Here is a 19,174-nt window from a genome sequence, read left to right on the forward strand (position 1 = left end):
AAGACCCCGCTTCAGCTACCCCACCTCCGGTGCGGAAATCGGCGGCCCGCCCGCCCGCGCACCCGCCGGCGCCGCCGCGCGGGCGCGTACCGCGTCGATGTCGTCGGGTCTGCGCAGCTCCCGCGACACGGCCGCGATCCCCCGGAGCAGATCGGTGGCGTCCGCGTCGTCGGCGCTGCCGTCCCCGTCCGGCCGCCCCCGGGAGCCCTCGACGGCGTCCAGGATCGCCACCGCGGCGGCCAGCGCCTCGGCCCGCCGCGGCGGGAACCCGAGGGCGCGGGCGGCGTCGTAGGCCCGTCCGCGCAACTCCACGTCGATGTGCCGGGCCAGCGGCAGCAGCACGTCACGGATGAACGTCTCGCGGCGGGTCAGGCGCAGTTCGGCCGTGCCGCGCGGCAGCCGGGGCACGCCGCCGCCGGCGACGGAGCGGGTCAGCAGGTACAGCGGCCGCAGCTCGCGGTGGGCGAGCCGGAGCCGCCAGCGGTCGTGCAGGTACTGGCCGACGTGCGGCAGGATGAAGCCGACCGCGATCGCGATCGCCGACAGACAGGCCACCGGCGGTGCCACCCCGGTGCTCAGCACGTCGAGGTCGTGACCCGTCCAACGGGCCGCGACGGCAGCCGACTTGGACACGTCGAAGATGAGGTTCAGCCCGTAGCCCGCGCCGAGGAACGTCAGCCCCCAGCGCAGCCAGGCGTCCAGCCCGTCGGTGCGCACCCAGTTCCACAGCAGCCGGGACGTGATCAGCACCGCCACGGCGTGCGCGAGCAGATACAGCACGATCATCTCGCGCATGTACGGCGTGTTGGCGTAGTAGGTGTCGAGGTCGGTGATCCGTTCCACGGGCGCGTCCGCCAGCGCGAACAGCACCCACAGCAGCACGATCACGCCCGTGTACCCGAGGACCACCCACCGCATGGCGCGCCGGGTCCCGGCCGAGCGGTCGGACAGGCCGTTGCGCCAGGCGATGATCAGCAGCAGACAGGACCCGCAGAACGCGGTGAGCAGCGAGTACACCCAGGGCGCGGAGATGTTCGGCACGCCGGTGACCCGGTTGGTCCAGGCGATCGTCGACGGCGCCACGAACACGAACACCGAACAGGCGAGCAGCAGCAGCCCGCCCACGGCCCGCAGCAGCGGGTCCTTCCACAGCCGGATGATCGTGGGCAGCTTGATCAGCAGGGCGACCGTCAGCACCGCGGTGGGGATCCAGAAGGAGATGGAGAAGCCACTGCCGCCTGCCATCCCTCCCCCTTCCCCCGCCTTCCCCCGGCACCCTCCGCCCCACGGCGGGTCCGAGGTTACGCGCCCGGAAGTGTCCGCGTCATGTCTTCCTCCGGCCGTTGTCGGCCACCGAACGGCCCCTGTTCTGGCCGGAGTACGACGTAGGGGCCCGCCTCGGGCGGCCGCCGCGTGCTCGCGCCCGCAGGTACCGTGCCCGCCCCGACGCCCCACAATGGGGGCATGAGGATCTCGGCACGGGCGGACTACGCGGTACGGGCGGTTCTCGAACTCGCCGTACGCCAGGACGGGGACCCGGTGAAGGCGGAGACGATCGCCGGGGCGCAGGACATCCCGCACAAGTTCCTGGAGGGCATCCTCGGCGATCTGCGGCGCGCCGGGATCGTCGACAGCAGGCGCGGCGGGGGCGGCGGCTACCGGCTGGCCCGGGACGCCCGCGCCGTCACCGTCGCGGACGTGATCCGCGCGGTCGACGGTCCGATCGTGTCGGTACGCGGCGAACGCCCGACCGAACTCGCCTACACCGGCTCCGCACAGCCGCTGCTGCCCCTGTGGATCGCCCTGCGGGCCAATGTGCGCAGGATCCTGGAGGGCGTCACGATCGCCGACGTCGCGGCGGACGCGCTGCCGGACCCGGTACGCCGCCTCGCGGCGGAACCCGCGGCGTGGGAGAACCCGTAGACCCGTGACGGTGCGGTGGTGACGGGCCCTAGGGGGACTTCTCCCGGGCCGCCCGGGTGAGTGCCTGGGCCACGGCGTCCGTGCCCTGTCCCAGCAGGGCCTTCTCCAGGCTGTGGTCGTCATGGCGGGCCATGCGCTCGCCCTCGGCGAAGTCCGCGGGTCCCAGCACCCGGCCGCACCACTCCCCGTTGCCGACGGTGTGGCGGTCGAACGGTACGACCGCGCCCTCTCCGAGGGAGACCCAGCCGCCCTCCTCCCAGCGCAGGGCGAGGACGTAGGTGTGGCCGGGCACCACGCGGGGCGCGTCGCCGGTCAGGACGTCGACGCGGGTGGAGACGTCGGAGCGCGGGATCTTCCAGCCGGGGGCGACGTAGTCGACGGCGGGGCCGGGGGAGGGGTGGGTCCGGCGCCCGGAGGTGAACACGACCGATTCCCGGGTCAGTCGCACGGTGCGCTCCACCTGGTACCGGTACGCCCCGACGGCCAGTTCCTGCCGGTCGCTCTCCCACTCGCGTGTCGCGCGTCCGACGATCACGACATCGGCGTTGTCGACCCAGTCCCGCGCGCTTTCGGACGGATACCGATTGACCGGAAGACCGCACCCGTTGATGGTGTCCAGGCCATTCCAGCCGACCAGTACACCGGCGGCGACACCCGCGGCGGCGAGTGCCGCGACGACGGGACGGCCGGTCATTACCGGGGGTAAGGGGTTTCTGCGCATCTGTTGATCTTGAAGCGATCCGGCCTGCCCGGCTGTGGCGGAAGCCATACCTCCAGTCACAGTCGTGTCACAGAGAGGCATTCCGGATGGCCGGAGTTGGGGCTGACCGCCGTGCCCCCCGGGCGCCTACGATGCCACCGCCCCGGCCTTCACAACGTACTCATGGTTTCTCCACAGGCCGGGTGTGCGCGTGCCACCCCCCACTGAACGACCGAATCATTAGGAGAACCATGTCCGTTGGACTCCTGCTCAGCGGAGCGGCCGCCGCCGCGCTGCTGACCTCGGCGCTTCCCGCGCAGGCCTCCTCCCCCGTGTTCGACGACCCGCCCCCGGACAAGATCGTCATCACCGTCGCCACGGTGAACGGCTCCGGCTGTCCCCAGGGCACCACCGCCGTCGCCGTCTCCGAGGACAACACCGCGTTCACGGTGACCTACAGCAACTACCTCGCCCAGGCCGGCGGCAACTCCGACCCCACGGCGTTCCGCAAGAACTGCCAGCTCAACCTGGTCGTCCACGTCCCGCAGGGCTTCACGTACGCCATCGCCAGCGCCGACTACCGCGGCTTCGCCGCGCTGGAGTCCGGTGCGAGCGCCACCCAGCGGGCCTCGTACTACTTCCAGGGCTCCCCGGCCACGGCGTACCGCAGTCACCCGTTCAGCGGCCCCCTGAACGACAACTGGGAGGCCACCGACAGCACCGACTGGGCCCAACTGGTCTGGGCGCCCTGTGGAGTCCAGCGCAACTTCAACATCAACACCGAACTCCGGGTGAACGCCGGCACCTCGTCGCCCGGCAAGGTCAGCTTCATGACCATGGACTCGACCGACGGTGACATCAGCACGGTCTACCACCTGGCCTGGAAGGACTGCGCGGCGTCCTGAGCCGGATCGGGGGGCCGCACCGCCCCCCGACGGGTCGGACCCTGGGTGACCTCGGCCGGCCGGCCGAGGTCACCCAGGGTCTTTCGGGTGGGGGAGGGTCGGCTACTGCTCGACGCCCAGAGTGAGGGTGCCGGCGTAGCCGGAGGAGGCCGAGCTGCCCAGGGCGGTGAGGGTCAGAAGGCCGGACGCGGCGCCTCCGCCGTCGTAGATCGAGTCCTGGGTGAGGGTCGTGCGGGTGACCTTGTTGGTCGAGTAGGGCGAGACCTTCGCCATGGCGGTCGTCACCGTCTCGCTGAAGAAGAGCTGTCCGGTGTGCAGTTCCTGGCCGCCGGTGAACGAGCCGTCCGAGGTGAGCGTGACGCCGGTGTGCACCTTGACGTGGATGTGCACGCAGCGGCCGCGGTACCAGCCCGGGTAGATCGTGGTGATACCGGCGAGGCCGCTGGAGTCGGTGAGCACTCCGCCGCGCAGGAAGGTGCCGTCGTCGGGCTCGCTGTGGCCGTTGTTGCCGACGAACCCGGAGTACTCGCCGAGCGCGTCGCAGTGCCAGATCTCCACCAGGGCGTTGGAGAGCGGGGCGCAGGTGTCGTCGTCCACGACGGTGAGCGCCAGCTTGAGCGGGGCGCCGGCCTTGCCTTCCGTGACGTCGGCGCGGACGTACTGTCCGTCCAGGTAGTAGGGGCCTTCGGTCATCTCCTTGGTGAGAGTGCAGACAGCCGCGGCGGCCGCGGGGGCCAGGTCGGGGGCGGCTTCCGCAGTGGGGGACTCGGACGCGACGGCCGCACCCACGGCCAGCGTCGCGGCGGTGACGCCCGTGGCCATCAGCACGGTACGGCGTCCGATGCGGGTTCCTGTTTCCTCAGGGGTGTCTGTCATGAACACGGCACCGTAGAGAGGGATGCTGTCGGAAGCCTGTCGGACGGCTGTCAGTTGCGCAAAACGACGGCCCGTCAAGTCTCTTGTGAGCCGCGCGCGGATCCGGCCGTGCGGCCCCGCGGGCTCCCGGTGGCTGCGCGGACCATTGACGCGCAAGGGGTTCGATTCTACGGTCCCGTCCGATGACTCGACCCGCGTTCGACATGGCGAACGTGCCCGTGATCCCCGTGATTTCCGTGATCCCCGTGATGTCTGTGATTCCCCCCACCAAGGAGCGTCCGTATGAGCCGCACCTCCCGCAGGGCCCTGCTCCTCGCCGTCCCGGCCGCGATCCTGCTGGCGCTGGCCCCCTCGACCGCGTCCGCCTATCCCAATCCCGGCACGGTCACCGGCTCCACCGTCGTGCACGACCCGACGATGATCCGCACCTCCGCCGGCCGCTACCTGCTCTACGCCACCGGCGGCGGCCTCGCCTACCGCACCTCCACCGACCGCGTCGCGTTCGGCTCCGGCTCCGACGCGTTCACCACCAAACCGAGCTGGTGGTCGTCGTACGCCACCGAGGCCTGGGCGCCCGACATCTCCTACCGCGGCGGCAAGTACCTGCTGTACTACGCCGTCTCGACCTTCGGATCCAACAAGTCGGCGATAGGTCTGGCGGGTTCGAGCACCGGACTGCCCGGCTCCTGGAGCGACTACGGCATCGTCTACACCTCCACCACCTCCAGCGACTACAACGCCATCGATCCCAATCTGTTCGTCGACGACGACGGCAAGTGGTGGCTGTCCTTCGGCAGTTGGTGGACCGGCATCAAGATGATCCGGATCGACCCCTCGACCGGGAAGCAGTACTCCGGCGACACCACCCGCTACTCGCTCGCCTACCGGCCCACCGGCACCAAGGCCGTCGAGGCGCCGTACGTCGTCAAGCGCAACGGCTACTACTACCTGTTCGCCTCGTACGACACCTGCTGCGCCGGCACCTCCTCGACCTACAAGGTCAAGGTCGGCCGGGCCACCGGCGTCACCGGGCCGTACTACGACAAGAGCGGGGTCGCCATGACGAACAACGGTGGCACGGCGGTACTGGAGACCCACGGCAGCGTCATCGGCCCCGGCGGTCAGTCGATCATGAACGACAGCGACGGCGACCTGATCGTCTACCACTACTACGACGGCAACGACAGCGGCACCCCCAAGCTCGGCATCAACCTGCTGAACTGGAGCACCGGCTGGCCCGTCGCGTACTGAACGGGCCGCCGGCTCGCCGGTCCGGGCCGGACGGGCTCAGCCCGTCTGGCCCATGCCCGCCGCGTTCGGCCAGTTCTGCGCCTGGGGCCAGCCCGTCGCCGGGGCGGGGGAGAGGCCGTTGGTGCCTCTGACCTGGGCCGCGGTGAGGCCGCCGCGAGCGGGGACCCCGGGCGGGGTCGGGCCGGCCATCGGCGCGGGGGCCGGTTCCGGTGCCGGGGCGGCCATCTGGGCGGCGGCCGGGAGCTGCGCGGGGTACGGGGTGGGGGCCGGTGCCGCCATCGGCTGCGGGAACTGCTGCGGAGCCTGCTGCGGGAACGGGGCCGGGACCGGCTGCGGAACCGGCGCGGGGATCTGCTGGGGAACCTGCTGCGGTACCTGCTGCGGCGCCGCCTGGGCCGCCACCGGCATCGGTGTCCCCGCGCCCATGGACTGGCCCGCCATGGCCTGGGCGGCGAGCCCCGGCATGCCCCCGCCGTTCGTCGCGCCGACGAGCCGGTCCACCGCCGCCGTACCCGAGCTGTAGCCGGTCCCGGTGGCGAGCTCGGGCACGGCGGCTCCCCTCCTGGTCCCGTAGAGCACCTGCTCCAGGCCGGTCACCAGGCGACGCACGTCGACCTGGGGGCGCACCACGAGACGCAGGAAGCGGCTGGACGAGCCGACCTTGTTGCCGCACTCGCGCACCAGGATCCGGTGCTCGGTGAGCATCCGGTCGCGGACCACGGTGCCCTCGGCGCCGACGGGAAGGCGTACGAAGAGGAAGTTGCCCTGCGAGGGGTAGACCGTCAGGCCGGGCAGCGCGGCGAGCTGGGCGGCCATGTCCAGACGGTCGCGACGGACCTGCTGCAGGCTCTGCATGTACTCGGTGCCGTGCTCCTTGAGCATGAACACCACGTGCTCCGCGAAGGAGTTGAGGTTCCACTTGGGCAGCATGGAGCGGACCTTGCCGGCCAGCGAAGGGTTGGCGACCAGATAGCCGAAGCGGATGCCGTGCAGGCCGAAGTTCTTGCCCAGGCTGCGCAGGACGACGACGTTCGGACGCAGCATCGCCTCCTGCACGACGCTGGGTTCCGCCTCCGCGTCCGCGAACTCCAGGAACGACTCGTCGATGACGACCAGGTCCAGATCGGCCATCGCGTCCATGAACTGCACCAGCTGCTGCTTGTGCAGGAAGCCGCCGTCGGGGTTGTTCGGGTTGCAGATCACCGCGACCCGGGTGCCCCGCTTGCGGATGAACTCGGCGTACTGCGCGAGGTCCAGGACGAACCCGTTGGACTCCTGGAGCGGGAACATGTCGACGCGCTTGCCGGTCTCCATCGGCTGGTCGGTCCAGCGGCCGAAGGTGGGGACGGGGACGGCGAGGGACTCGCGGACCAGCAGGTGGTCGATCCAGGTGATGAGTTCGGTGGAGCCGTTGCCCATGGCCACGCACTGCGGCGGGAGCTGGAGCAGGTTGCACAGCTCGCCGGTGATCGTGTCGGCGCTGCTCGGGTAGTACGTGATGATGTCCCGCAGCCGGGCGGCCATCTCCTCGAACATCGCCGGGGTGGGGAAGTAGGGGTTGCACGGGATGCAGAAGTCCACGGGACCCGATCCGTCGCCCTCCCGCGTCAGCGCCGCCATCGACGGACTGTGCGCCGCTGTGCTGCGGAACAACGAGGTGACGTTGTCGGGCATGGATCCTCCATATGGGGCGGGCCCGGAGGGGACGTCCGGGCCCGTCGTCATTGGGTGGCCCGCGCGGGGGAGCACGGGCCGCCCTTGCATACGGATTCCTGGGAGGCGCTGTTCAACTCTGGTGAAAGAAGTGTGACTTCCCTCGGCCCGGTCTCACACGCCGAACGTATGGACCGTGGACGTCCGGTATGTCTGGCCCGGCCGCAGCACGGTCGACGGGAACGACGGCTTGTTCGGCGAGTCCGGGAAGTGCTGGGTCTCCAGGCAGAGGGCGTCGCCCTGGCGGTAGATGCGGCCGCCGGAGCCGACCAGGGTGCCGTCGAGGAAGTTGCCCGAGTAGAACTGGAGGCCCGGCTCGGTGGTCGCGATGCTCAGCGAGCGGCCCGAGGACGGGTCGCGCAGGGTCGCGACGTGCACGGGCTTCGCGGTGACGCCCTTGTCGAGGACCCAGTTGTGGTCGATGCCCTTGCCGTACAGGAGCTGCTGGTCGGCGACGCGGATGTCCGCGCCGACCGCCTTCGTCCTGCGGAAGTCGAACGGGGTGCCCGCGACCTTCGCCAGTTCGCCCGTGGGGATCAGCCCCGAGTCGACCGGCGTGTAGCGGGCGGCGGCGATGGACAGCTCGTGGTCGTAGACGGACCCGCTGCCCTCGCCGGCCAGGTTCCAGTACACATGGCTGGTGAGGTTGACGACGGTGGCCTTGCTGGTGGTGGCCTCGTAGTCGATGCGCCAGTCGCCGGACCGGGTGAGGGTGTAGGTGACCTTCGCCCGGAGCGTGCCCGGGTAGCCCATCTCGCCGTCGACGCTGGTGTAGTGCAGGTGCAGGCCGACGTCGGAGCCCTTCGTGAACGGCTCGACGTCCCAGACGCGCTTGTCGAAGCCCTGGGCGCCGCCGTGCAGGCTGTTCACGCCGTCGTTGACGCTGACCTGGTAGGCGGTGCCGTCGAGGGTGAACTGCCCCTTGCCGATGCGGTTGCCGTAGCGGCCTATCAGAGCGCCGAAGTACGGGCTCTTGGCGACGTAGTCCTCGATGTTGCCGAAGCCCAGCGAGACATTGCGGTGGCGGCCGTGCCGGTCGGGGATCTCCAGGGAGTTGACGATGCCGCCGTAGGACAGCACCTTGAGCCGGGTGCCGCCGTTCTCCAGCGACCAGCGGTGGACCCTGGTGCCGTCGGCGAGCGTGCCGAAGAGCTCCTTCACCGGCTTCCTGACCCCCGAGGCGTGTGCGGTGCCGATGGTGGCGGCGGTTAAGCCTGCTGCCGCCGCTCCTGCGATGACCGTGCGTCTGCTCATGTCCATGTGCGGCTCCTGCAAATGGAAGGGGCCCCACCTTTCGGGTGGGGCCCTGATGAGTTACGAACCGGACTTGCGCTTGTTCCACACGTCGAACCCGACCGCCGCCAACAGGGCCAGGCCCTTGATGACCTGTTGCCAGTCGGTGCCGACACTGAGGAGGTTCATGCCGTTGTTCAGCACGCCGAGGACCAGACCACCGATGATCGCGCCGAGGACGGTACCGACACCGCCGCTCATGGACGCGCCGCCGATGAACGACGAGGCGATGGCCTCCAGCTCGAAGTTCAGGCCGGCCTTCGGGGAGGCCGCGTTCAGGCGGGCGGCGACCACCAGACCCGCCAGGGCCGCGAGCATGCCCATGTTGAGGAAGACATAGAAGGTGACCTTCTTGTCCTTGACGCCGGACAGCTTCGCCGCCGGGAGGTTGCCGCCGATGGCGTAGATGTGACGGCCGAAGACGGCGTTGCGCATCACGTAGCCGTAGCCGACGACCAGCACGCCGAGGATCAGCAGCACGATCGGCGCGCCCTTGTAGCTGGCGAGCAGCATCGTGACGGTGAGCACCGCGGCGACCAGCGCCACCAGCTTCAGCGCGAACAGCTTGGCCGGCAGCACGTCCAGGGTGAACTCCTGCTGGCGCTTGCGGTCGCGGACCTCCTGGAGGACCACGAAGACGATCACGGCGAGGCCGAGCAGCAGGGTGATGTTGTGGTAGTTGGTGGTCGGGCCGACCTCCGGCAGGAAGCCGTTGCCGACCTTCTGCAGGCCGTCCGGGAACGGGCCGAGGGTCTGCCCCTTGAGCAGGATCTCGGTCAGACCGCGGAAGAGCAGCATCCCGGCGAGGGTGACGATGAAGGACGGTATGCCGAGATAGGCGATCAGGAAGCCCTGGACCGAGCCCGCCACGGCGCCCACCAGCAGGCACAGCAGCAGGGCGAGCGGCCACGCCATCCGGTGTTCCACCATCAGCACGGCCGCGAACGCGCCCACGAACGCGGTCAGCGAGCCGACCGACAGGTCGATGTGGCCCGCGATGATCACCAGCATCATGCCGATCGCGAGGATCAGGATGTAGCTGTTCTGCAGGACCAGGTTGGAGACGTTGCGCGGCAGCAGCAGGTCCCCGTCGGTCCACACGGCGAAGAGGACGACGATCAGGCCGAGCGCGATCAGCATGCCGTACTGGCGCATGTTGCGGCGCAGGCCGTCGAGCATCAGCCGCACCAGGTTCTCCCCGGTCTCGCCGCCGCCCTTGCCCGGTGGTGCCTCGGCCGGGCTGTTGGTCACATCGGTGCTCATCGCGTTACCTCTTTGTCCTTCGTCATCTGACGCATCAGCACTTCCTGCGTGGCCTCGGCCCGCGAGAACTCACCTGTCAGCCGCCCGGCGGCCATGGTGTAGATGCGGTCGCACATGCCGAGCAGTTCGGGCAGCTCGGAGGAGATGAAGATGATCGCCTTGCCCTCGGCGGCCAGCTTGTCGATGACCGTGTAGATCTCGAACTTGGCGCCCACGTCGATGCCGCGGGTCGGTTCGTCCAGGATCAGCACGTCCGGACCCGCGAAGATCCACTTGCTGAGGACGACCTTCTGCTGGTTGCCGCCGGACAGCTTGCCGACCGGCTCGAAGACGGTCGGCGCCTTGATGTTCATCGACTTGCGGTAGCGCTCGGCGACCTGGCGCTCCTCGTGCTCGTCGACCATGCCCCGGTTGGCGACCTTGTCCAGGGCGGTCAGCGAGATGTTGCGGTTGATCGTGTCGATCAGGTTGAGGCCGTAGTGCTTGCGGTCCTCGGTGACGTACGCGATGCCGTGCCCGACCGCCTCCGCGACGGTCTTGGTACGGATCTCCTTGCCGTCCTTGAGGACCGTGCCGCCCGCGTACCGGCCGTAGGTCCGGCCGAAGACGTTCATCGCGAGCTCGGTGCGGCCGGCGCCCATGAGGCCGGCGATGCCGACGATCTCCCCGCGCCGCACGTGGAGCGACACCTCGTCGGCCACCTTGCGCTGCTGGTCGATCGGGTGGTGCACGGTCCAGTCGCGGATCTCCAGCGCCGGGGCCGCATCCTCCTCGGGGTGGTGCGGGGTGCGCTCGGGGAAGCGGTGGTCGAGGTCACGGCCGACCATGCCGCTGATGATCCGGTCCTCGGTCGTCTCCGCCGCCGTCACGTCGAGCGTCTCGATGGACCGCCCGTCGCGCAGGATCGTCACCGAGTCGGCGACCCGGCGGATCTCGTTCAGCTTGTGGGAGATGATGATCGAGGTGATGCCCTGGTTCTTCAGCTCCAGGATCAGGTCCAGGAGCTTGCCGCTGTCCTCGTCGTTCAGTGCCGCGGTCGGCTCGTCGAGGATGAGCAGCTTCACCTCCTTGGACAGCGCCTTCGCGATCTCCACGAGCTGCTGCTTGCCCACGCCGATGTCGGCGACGCGGGTCTCGGGGTGCTCGTCGAGGCCGACGCGTCGCAGCAGTTCGCTGGCGTGCCGCAGGGTCTCGTTCCAGTTGATGAACCCACGCTTGGCGTGCTCGTTGCCGAGGAAGATGTTCTCCGCGATCGACAGGAACGGCACCAGCGCCAGTTCCTGATGGATGATCACGATGCCGTGCTGCTCGCTCGCCCGGATGTCCCGGAAGCGGCAGACGTCGCCCTCGAAGAGGATCTCGCCCTCGTAACTCCCGTGCGGGTGGACGCCGGAGAGGACCTTCATCAGGGTCGACTTGCCGGCGCCGTTCTCCCCGCAGATGGCATGGACCTCGCCCTGGCGGACGGTCAGCGTGACGTCCGACAGTGCTTTGACGCCGGGAAAGGTCTTGACGATCGAGCGCATTTCCAGGACGGGTCCCGCCATGGTCGTGCCTTCCAATCAGTAGAAGTCAGTGGGACCGGTGGCTACTTGAGCTCGTCCGCCGTGTAGTAGCCGCCGTCCACCAGGACCGACTGGTAGTTGGCCTTGTCGACGCTCACCGGCTGGAGCAGGTAGGCGGGGACGACCTTGGAGCCGTTGTCGTAGGTCTTGGTGTCGTTGGTCTCCGGCTTCTTGCCGTTGAGGACCGCGTCGACCATGTTCGAGGCGACCTTGGCCAGTTCGCGGGTGTCCTTGTAGACGGTCTGCGTCTGCTCGCCCGCGATGATCGACTTCACCGAGGCCAGCTCGGCGTCCTGGCCGGTGAGGACCGGCAGCGGCTTGGCCTTGGAGCCGTAGTCGTCCGACTTCAGCGCCGACAGGATGCCGATGGAGATGCCGTCGTACGGCGAGAGGACCGCGTCGACCTTCTTGCTGGAGTACGACTTGGTGAGGATGTCGTCCATGCGCTTCTGGGCGGTGGCGCCGTCCCAGCGCAGGGTGGTGACCTGGGTGAGACCGGTCTGGCCGGACTGGACGACGAGCTTCTTGCTGTCGATGTACGGCTGGAGCACGCTCATCGCGCCGCCGAAGAAGTACTTGGTGTTGTTGTCGTCGTTGGAGCCGGCGAACAGCTCGATGTTGAACGGGCCCTTGCCGCTCTTCAGACCCAGCTTGTCGACGATGTAGTTGGCCTGGAGCTCGCCGACCTTGGAGTTGTCGAAGGACGCGTAGTAGTCGACGTTCTTCGTGCCCAGGATCAGGCGGTCGTAGGCGATGACCGGGATGTGCGCGTCCGCGGCCTGCTGGAGCACGTTGTTCAGGGACTTGTTGTCGATGGCCGCGACGATCAGCGCCTTGACGCCCTGCGTGATCAGGTTCTCGATCTGCGAGACCTGCTGGTCCGGGTCGTCCTCGCCGTAGACCAGCTTGGTCTTGTAGCCCTTGGACTGAAGGTCCTTCTCGACGTTGGCACCGTCGGCGATCCAGCGCTCGGAGGACTTGGTCGGCATCGCGATGCCGATGGTCCCGCCCTTGCTGCTGCCCGTCTCCTCCTTGCTGCCGCCGTCGCTGTTCTGACCGCAGGCGGTGAGGGTGAGCGCGAGGGAGGCGGCTCCGGCTATGGCGGCGAGGGCGGCTCTGCGAGTACGCATGATCATCATCCTTGATGTGTGTGGAGCAGGGCTCGGTCTGGCGTGGTGCGGGTGCTCGAACGGTGCAGCAAGTCCGAGAAGCGGTTGTGGGATTGTGTTCGACTGCGTCGTCTTTTGTGAAGGGGGATTGGCCGGAACGTTATGCGGAAGTTTCGAACCGCTTCAGGGTGCCGGGCAGACGGGACCCGAGAGGGGCCATTTCGCCGTCGACCCCGTGCCGTGCGAGCAGGTCCAGGGCCAGCCGGCCGCGCCGCACGCGCTCCCGCGCGGTGGACAGGGTCAGATCCCTCAAGTGGTGCCCGTACGGGTAGATTCCGGGCGCCTTGGACAGGCCGAACTTGAGGTAGAGCGGTGCGCCGCGCCGGATCAGCTCGGCGACCTCGTACATCCGGACATACCCGCCGAGATCGTCGGGAGCCTCGATGTACATGTCCATGGGGGCGGCCGACACCCGCCGGATCTCCGTGAGGTGGTCGAGCGTCAGGTCGCTGGGCACGTTGACCGAGTCGGCGCCCAGCCCCTCGTAGACCGCGTACGCGGCCGGGTTGACCGGGCCGATGAGCGCGGACACCTTCAGGGTGGTGTCCGCCGGGATGATGCCGGCCAGGCGCGCCCGGTGCAGCGTCCACAGCACGCCCTCGTCGGCGACGAGGAGGCATTTGACGCCCAGTTCGGTGGCCCGGACGGCGTCCTCGACGCACCCGGCGACGGCGTCGTGGCCGCGGGCGCGGGTGCCGCCGCCGCGCGAGTCGGTGCGCGTCGAGCCGCCGATGTCCCAGGTGCCGCGCGGTCCGGTGAACAGGCAGAGCTCGATGTCCCGTTCGGCGGTCGCGTCGACCATCTCGGTGATCTCGGCGTCGGTCAGCATCCACACGCCGCTGCCCTGGCTGATCCGGTGGACCGGCACGTCCAGGCGCGAGGCCTCCTTCAGGACGACGGCCAGCGCCTCGGGGCCCTCGCAGGAGGGGATCTCGGTGCGCCAGCGGCCACCGCCCGGGAAGCTGTGGGGCGAGGCGTCGGCGGGGTCGAGGGCGGGTGCGCCCAGGCCCAGTGCGGCGAGCGCCGGCTCGCCGGGTCGACGGGCTGCCGTGGCGGAAGCGTCGGTCACAAGCTGTCCTTCTTGTTCGGTATTTCGGACGAGGTTCGCGGCTCTGGGTGCGGAACGGGCGGGGTGTACGCCGGCACGAGGGCCGTCAGGTTGCCTTCGTGCCGACGTACGGCCGGGGGGTGGAGCCGGGCGGGTGGTGCGGGGGCCTGCGTGCCGCCGTACGGCCACGGGAGGGGCGCGGAGCGGACTCCGGCCCTTCCGTGGCCCTAGGGGCGCAGCAGGACCTTGCCGACCTTCGGGTCGCCGGACCCCACCAGCTCGATCGCCGCGGAGAACTCGGTGAGCGGCAGCTCGTGCGTGACCAGCGGCAGCGGGTCCAGCAGCCCGGCCGCGAAGACCCGCACCGTGTGCGCCCAGGCGTCCGGCGGCGCACCGAAGACGGTGTGCACCTCCAGCTGCCGTACGACCAGATCGGTGGGGTCGAGACCGTCGGCGCCCGGCGCCGGGATCCCGGTCAGGACCAGCCGCCCGCCGCGCCGCAGCAGCGCCGCGGCGGTCCGGGCGGCCGAGGCCGACCCCGCCGTCTCGATCACCACGTCGAAGTCGGCGGGCAGCTCCTGGTCCTTCGTGCGGAAGTCGGTGGCCCCGAACTGCCGGGAGAGCGCCTCCCGGTCGTCGCGGGTGCCGACCACCAGCAGCTCGCCCGGCGAGCCCGCCCGCAGGAACTGCACGGCGAACATGCCCAGCGTCCCGGTGCCGACCACCGCGACCCGCTCGCCCGGCCGCGCGTTCGCCTTGATGGCGGCGGCCGCGATGCAGGCGGCCGGCTCCAGCAGCGCGGCGGCCGTCAGGTCCGCGTCGTCCGGCAGGGCGTGCAGCAGCCGGGCCGGCAGGGTGAGGGTGGCCGCCATGGCCCCCGGCTGGGTGAAGCCGGTCTCCTCGTACCCGTCGGTGCACAGCGTCGTCTCGCCCGCGTGGCAGCGGTCGCACACCTGGCAGTTGCGGAAGCCCTCGCCCACGACCTTGCGGCCGACCAGCGACCGCGGCACCCCGGCGCCGACCGCCTCCACGGTCCCCGACCACTCGTGACCGGGGGTGAGCGGATAGCGGACGTACCCCTCGGGCCGGTTGCCCTGGTACACCTCGCGGTCGCTGCCGCAGATCCCGGTGGCGTGGACGCGCACCAGCGCCTCCCCGGCCTCCGGCCGGCGCGGCTCGTGCGCGGTGATGCGGTGCTCGCCCGGCGCCTCCACGACCACGGCGGCGCTCTGCGCGGTGTTCCCCGTGGGATTCCCCGCGGTGCTCACTGCTGCGTGCCCTTCGGCTTGCGCTGCTCCCAGCCCTCGGCCCACAGGTCGAAGCGGGCCTGCTGCTGCGGGAACTCCGCGGCCGCGTCGACGTCCAGCTCGACGCCCAGGCCCGGCGCGTCGGAGAGGTGGAAGTAGCCGTCGACGACCTGCGGGGCGCCCTTGACGACCTTCTTGATCTCCGCGTCCGCGAAGTCGTTGAAGTGTTCGAGGATCTTGAAGTTCGGCGAGGTGAAGCCGACCTGGAGGGAGGCGGCGGTCAGCACCGGCCCGCCGACGTTGTGCGGGGCGACCAGCATGTAGTGGGTCTCCGCCGTCGCGGCCAGCTTCCGGGTCTCCCAGATGCCGCCGATGTGGCCGACGTCCGGCTGGATGATGTCGACGGCCTGGCTCTCGAACAGCTCCCGGAACTCGATCCGGTCGTGGATGCGCTCACCGGTGGCGACCGGGATGTCGACCTTGGCCGCGACCTTCTCCAGCGCCTTCAGGTTCTCCGGCGGGCAGGGCTCCTCCAGCCAGGCGGGCTTGAAGGGGGCCAGCTCGCGGGCGAGGCGTACGGCCGTCGCGGGGGAGAAGCGGCCGTGCATCTCCAGCATCAGCTCGGCGTCCGGCCCGATCGCGTCCCGGACCGCCTCGATCAGCGAGACGGCGTACAGGCTCTGCTCGTGGTCCAGCTCGAAGTGCCCGGTGCCGAAGGGGTCGATCTTCAGCGCCTTGTAGCCGCGCTCCACGACCGCCTGGGCGGCCTTGTGGTACGCCTCGGGCGTGCGCTCCGTGGTGTACCAGCCGTTGGCGTAGGCCTTGACCTTGTCGGTCACCTTGCCGCCGAGCAACTGCCACACCGGCACGCCCAGCGCCTTGCCCTTGATGTCCCAGCAGGCCATCTCGACGACCGCGATGCCCGACATCACGATCTCGCCCGCGCGCCCGTAGTCGCCGTACTTCATGCGGCGCACCAGGTCCTCGACAGCGAACGGGTCGGAGCCGAGAATGTGATTGGCCTCGGCCTCGCGCAGGTACCCGATCAGAGCGTCGGTGTGGCCCAGCATCCGGGTCTCGCCGACTCCGGTGATCCCCTCGTCGGTGTGCACCTGGACGTACGTCAGGTTGCGCCACGGCGTCCCGACCACGTGTGTGCTGATTCCGGTGATGCGCACGACAGTTGCCCCTTGCTGCTTCGTCGGCTCGGTTGGCTGGCGTTTCGACGTGTTCGATATTTCGTCACACGTTCGAAATGCTGGCGTGACAGTAAGGACGGGGCGGTCGGGGTGTCAATGGGTCGGACGCATAACGGTTTCGATAGTTTCGAAGTCCACTTTCGGGGCAATGCCGGATGCTTCACGCCGCCTCGGGCGCTTTGCGCGGCATCTCGCGCTGTTAAACCTGTTCTCCCACAAAAATTCCACAGCACCCCCTAGGAACGCCGCCCCCGGGAACTTAGTCTTCCCGCGTCATGAACTACTGCCACTCGTGCCGGCGGCATCTCAACGGCGCCTTCGCGTGCCCGGGGTGCGGCACCCCTGCCGACCAGCTCCGCGCGGACGCGGACGACGACGGCACCGGCGACGCCGGTGGGCCGTCCCGCGAGGGTGCGCGCGAGCGCGGCGGCGCCGGTTCGCACCCGGAACCGGGCGGCCGTGCCGCCCGGCGCCGGGAACAGGGCCGCGGGGGCCGCAGGCGCGGGCGGACCGAGGCCGTACGGCCCGAAGCCGGGCGCTCCGGCGGACCGGACCGCCGGGCCGACGCGGCGGAGCCGGCCGACGATCACGGCTTCGTGCCGGAGCCCGGCGAGCGGGAACACCGGGCGGGCGGCGCCGGACTGCCCGACGGTCCCGGGCACCCGGCGGACGACGCCGGGCGGACCGTAGGGCCTGAGTACTACGCAGAAGACGCAGAAGACGCAGAAGACGCTGCAGACGCCGAATACGCGGACGACGCGGACGGCGCGGAAGACGCGGACGACCCGGCGGAGCCGGACCGCGAGCCCGTCGTCAGCCGTCGCGATCGCAAGGCTGCCGCCCATCGCCGGCGCCGCCGTCGCACCCTGTTGATAGTCACCGGCTTCGCCCTCGCGGCCGGCGGGCTGAGCCTCGCCGAACTCGGTGTCGACGCGCCGGGCTTCTCCTCCGATCGGCCCGCGGCCGTGGTGGACCCCTCGACCGAGGACGGTGCGTCCGACGAGGCGTCCGCGTCCGCTTCGGCCAGCACCCTCGACAGCGCGCCGGCCACCCCCACGGTCTCGGCCTCGGCCTCCCGTACGGCCGCTCCGGTGGCGTCGAAGTCCCCGAAGGCCGTCGCGTCGAGGTCCACCGCCCCGGCCGACGAGGAGACCACCTCCCCGGCCTCGGCCGCGCCGACCGCCTCGGCGTCCTCGGCGGCGCCCCCCACGGCGGACCCGTCCGTGTCTGCGGTGCCGACGAGCGCGGAACCGACGCCCGACCCGACCCCTTCGGAGACGTGCAACCAGATCCTGTGGTGGTGCAGCTGAGGCTCCTGGGGGCCCGGGCGGCTCGCTAGGGCGCCCGCGGCGCGCCCGGGCCGCCCCGAGGCTTCCGCCGCGTCCGCCGTCGGCCAGAGGCCTAGGCGTCCCCCTGCGGAGCTCCCGGTTCCAGCATCCGGCGCAGCAGCCCCCGCAGCACCACCCGCTCCGCCTCGCTCAGCCCCGCCAGCGGTTCGCGGGCGAAGTGCAGGGACTCACGCAGGCTGCGGGCCACCTGGATGCCCTCGTCCGTGGCCGCCGCCAGCTTCACCCTGCGGTCGGCGGCGTCCGGGCGGCGCTCCACCAGTCCTCGGGACTCGAGGCGGTCGACTATTCCGGTGACGTTCGACGGCTCGCACTTCAGCTTCTGGGCCAGCTTGCGCATGGGCAGCGCCTCCAGCGAGAGCAGGCTCAGCAGCCGGGCCTGGGCGCCGGTCAGGGCGTGGTCACCGGCGGCGGCCTCGTAGTCCTCGTAGAACCGGGCCACGACCTCGCCGATCAGCTCGACTACGTCCATGGTCAGGGCGTCGGGGCGGGGCGTCCGCGGTGAGGTGGGCATGCCCCGAGGGTACCCCGTTACTTGACATCATGAAATATTCAGGCGCATGGTTGTTTCAGGTACTGAAGTATTTGACCGTGTGAAGCACCGAGGAAGGCCCGGGTCCCATGACCGACACCCCCACGCTCCCCGCCACCAGCCGTGAATGGCACCTGCTCAGCCGCCCGGTCGGCTGGCCGAAGCCCGAGGACTTCGCCCTGGTCGAGGCGGAGATCCGGCAGCCCGGCCCGGGCGAGGTGCTGGTGCGCAACGCCTACGTCTCCGTGGATCCCTACATGAGGGGAAGGATGAGCTCCGCCAAGTCGTACGTGGCCCCCTTCGAGCTGGGCAAGGCCATGCAGGGCGGTGCCGTCGGCGAGGTCGTCGCCTCCGGCGCCGAGGGCATCGCCCCGGGCGACCACGTGCTGCACTTCGGCGGCTGGCGCGAGTACGCCACGGTCTCCGCCGAGCAGGCCGTCAAGGTCGACCCCGAGGCCGCGCCCCTGTCGACGTACCTCGGCGTCCTCGGCATGACCGGCCTGACCGCCTACGCCGGACTGCTGCGCACCGCCTCCTTCAAGGAGGGCGACTCGGTGTTCGTGTCCGGGGCCGCGGGCGCCGTGGGCAGCCAGGTCGGGCAGATCGCCAGGCTCAAGGGCGCCTCCCGGGTCATCGGCTCGGCCGGGTCCGACGACAAGGTCAAGCTGCTCGTCGAGGAGTACGGCTTCGACGCGGCCTTCAACTACAAGAACGGCCCGGTCTCCGAGCAGCTGCGCGAGGCCGCCCCCGACGGCATCGACGTCTACTTCGACAACGTCGGCGGCGACCACCTGGAGGCGGCCATCGGCTCGCTGAACCAGGGCGGCCGGATCGCGATCTGCGGCATGATCTCCGTCTACAACAACACCGAGGCCGCCCCCGGCCCGCGGAACCTGGCCCGGCTGATCCAGACCCGCGGCCGCATCGAGGGCCTCCTCGTCGGCGACCACTACGACCTTCAGCCGCAGTTCGTCCAGGAGGTCGGCGCCTGGGTCCGCTCCGGCGAGCTCAAGTACGCCGAGACGGTCGTCGAGGGCATCGAGAACAACCTGGAGGCGTTCCTCGGGGTGCTGCGCGGCGACAACACCGGAAAGATGATCGTCAAGCTCTGACCGGCCGGACGGGCCGCGCCCCCATGGGGCGA

17 protein-coding genes are annotated in these 19,174 nt (G+C 70.2%); 5 read left to right on the forward strand and 12 right to left on the reverse strand.

All coding sequences use genetic code 11. The features are described 5' to 3' along the window. Positions 1-15: 15 nt before the first annotated feature. Entirely contained in the window at positions 16-1,245 is a 1,230-nt protein-coding gene (locus ACWC24_RS02445; RefSeq protein ID WP_450660942.1) for an MAB_1171c family putative transporter, read from the reverse strand. 219 nt (positions 1,246-1,464) lie between these two features. On the opposite strand from ACWC24_RS02445, the gene ACWC24_RS02450 reads away from it, so the two are divergent. Further along, positions 1,465-1,923 carry an RrF2 family transcriptional regulator gene (locus tag ACWC24_RS02450; RefSeq protein ID WP_450660943.1) on the forward strand — a complete coding sequence of 153 codons (459 nt, stop codon included), beginning with the start codon at positions 1,465-1,467 and terminating at the stop codon, positions 1,921-1,923. Positions 1,924-1,951: 28 nt separating this feature from the next. Here ACWC24_RS02450 and ACWC24_RS02455 read toward each other — a convergent pair whose 3' ends face one another. Next, entirely contained in the window at positions 1,952-2,617 is a 666-nt protein-coding gene (locus tag ACWC24_RS02455; protein ID WP_450660944.1) for a hypothetical protein, read from the reverse strand. A gap of 257 nt (positions 2,618-2,874) precedes the next feature. Between ACWC24_RS02455 and ACWC24_RS02460 the strand changes: the two genes are divergently transcribed. Then, on the forward strand, positions 2,875-3,528 hold the full coding sequence (locus ACWC24_RS02460; protein WP_450660945.1) for a DUF4360 domain-containing protein: 654 nt from the start codon (positions 2,875-2,877) through the stop codon (positions 3,526-3,528). Between the two features lie 102 nt (positions 3,529-3,630). Here the strand turns inward: ACWC24_RS02460 and ACWC24_RS02465 are convergent, their stop codons facing one another. Next, positions 3,631-4,404 (reverse strand): intradiol ring-cleavage dioxygenase, encoded by a 774-nt coding sequence (locus ACWC24_RS02465; RefSeq protein ID WP_450660946.1) that lies wholly within the window; start codon positions 4,402-4,404, stop codon positions 3,631-3,633. Positions 4,405-4,686: 282 nt separating this feature from the next. Between ACWC24_RS02465 and ACWC24_RS02470 the strand changes: the two genes are divergently transcribed. After that, a complete protein-coding gene (locus ACWC24_RS02470; RefSeq protein ID WP_450660947.1) occupies positions 4,687-5,655 on the forward strand; it encodes an arabinan endo-1,5-alpha-L-arabinosidase in 969 nt (322 codons plus the stop codon). Between the two features lie 36 nt (positions 5,656-5,691). Here the strand turns inward: ACWC24_RS02470 and ACWC24_RS02475 are convergent, their stop codons facing one another. From ACWC24_RS02475 to ACWC24_RS02510, 8 genes are all read right to left on the reverse strand, one after another. Next, positions 5,692-7,329, reverse strand: a complete 1,638-nt coding sequence (locus ACWC24_RS02475) for a pyridoxal phosphate-dependent aminotransferase (RefSeq protein WP_450660948.1) — start codon at positions 7,327-7,329, stop codon at positions 5,692-5,694. Between the two features lie 153 nt (positions 7,330-7,482). Next, positions 7,483-8,628, reverse strand: a complete 1,146-nt coding sequence (locus ACWC24_RS02480; protein ID WP_450660949.1) for an aldose epimerase family protein — start codon at positions 8,626-8,628, stop codon at positions 7,483-7,485. Between the two features lie 54 nt (positions 8,629-8,682). Beyond that, complete coding sequence (gene mmsB / locus ACWC24_RS02485) at positions 8,683-9,924, reverse strand: multiple monosaccharide ABC transporter permease (protein WP_450660950.1); 1,242 nt, start codon at positions 9,922-9,924, stop codon at positions 8,683-8,685. Next, positions 9,921-11,471 carry a multiple monosaccharide ABC transporter ATP-binding protein gene (gene mmsA / locus ACWC24_RS02490; RefSeq protein WP_450660951.1) on the reverse strand — a complete coding sequence of 517 codons (1,551 nt, stop codon included), beginning with the start codon at positions 11,469-11,471 and terminating at the stop codon, positions 9,921-9,923. Before mmsA ends, mmsB begins: the two co-directional genes overlap by 4 nt. Positions 11,472-11,512: 41 nt before the next feature. Further along, positions 11,513-12,619: a multiple monosaccharide ABC transporter substrate-binding protein gene (gene chvE / locus ACWC24_RS02495; protein ID WP_450660952.1), complete on the reverse strand. Its 1,107-nt coding sequence runs from the start codon at positions 12,617-12,619 to the stop codon at positions 11,513-11,515. Between the two features lie 139 nt (positions 12,620-12,758). Continuing rightward, positions 12,759-13,727 carry a hypothetical protein gene (locus ACWC24_RS02500; protein ID WP_450660953.1) on the reverse strand — a complete coding sequence of 323 codons (969 nt, stop codon included), beginning with the start codon at positions 13,725-13,727 and terminating at the stop codon, positions 12,759-12,761. 206 nt (positions 13,728-13,933) lie between these two features. Continuing rightward, entirely contained in the window at positions 13,934-14,974 is a 1,041-nt protein-coding gene (locus ACWC24_RS02505) for a zinc-dependent alcohol dehydrogenase (protein WP_450660954.1), read from the reverse strand. Beyond that, positions 14,971-16,131, reverse strand: a complete 1,161-nt coding sequence (locus ACWC24_RS02510) for a mandelate racemase/muconate lactonizing enzyme family protein (RefSeq protein ID WP_450660955.1) — start codon at positions 16,129-16,131, stop codon at positions 14,971-14,973. Before ACWC24_RS02510 ends, ACWC24_RS02505 begins: the two co-directional genes overlap by 4 nt. A 296-nt stretch (positions 16,132-16,427) precedes the next feature. Here ACWC24_RS02510 and ACWC24_RS02515 point away from each other — a divergent pair, with 296 nt between their 5' ends. Beyond that, complete coding sequence (locus ACWC24_RS02515) at positions 16,428-17,462, forward strand: SCO2400 family protein (RefSeq protein ID WP_450660956.1); 1,035 nt, start codon at positions 16,428-16,430, stop codon at positions 17,460-17,462. A 91-nt stretch (positions 17,463-17,553) separates the two neighbouring features. Here ACWC24_RS02515 and ACWC24_RS02520 read toward each other — a convergent pair whose 3' ends face one another. Then, positions 17,554-18,012, reverse strand: coding sequence for a MarR family winged helix-turn-helix transcriptional regulator (locus ACWC24_RS02520; RefSeq protein ID WP_450660957.1), 459 nt, complete (start codon positions 18,010-18,012; stop codon positions 17,554-17,556). Between the two features lie 107 nt (positions 18,013-18,119). Here ACWC24_RS02520 and ACWC24_RS02525 point away from each other — a divergent pair, with 107 nt between their 5' ends. Then, the gene (locus ACWC24_RS02525) at positions 18,120-19,142 is read left to right on the forward strand and encodes an NADP-dependent oxidoreductase (protein WP_450660958.1); all 1,023 of its coding nucleotides are present in this window, start codon (positions 18,120-18,122) and stop codon (positions 19,140-19,142) included. Positions 19,143-19,174: the final 32 nt, after the last annotated feature.

This window comes from Streptomyces sp. NPDC001443 (assembly GCF_053597355.1).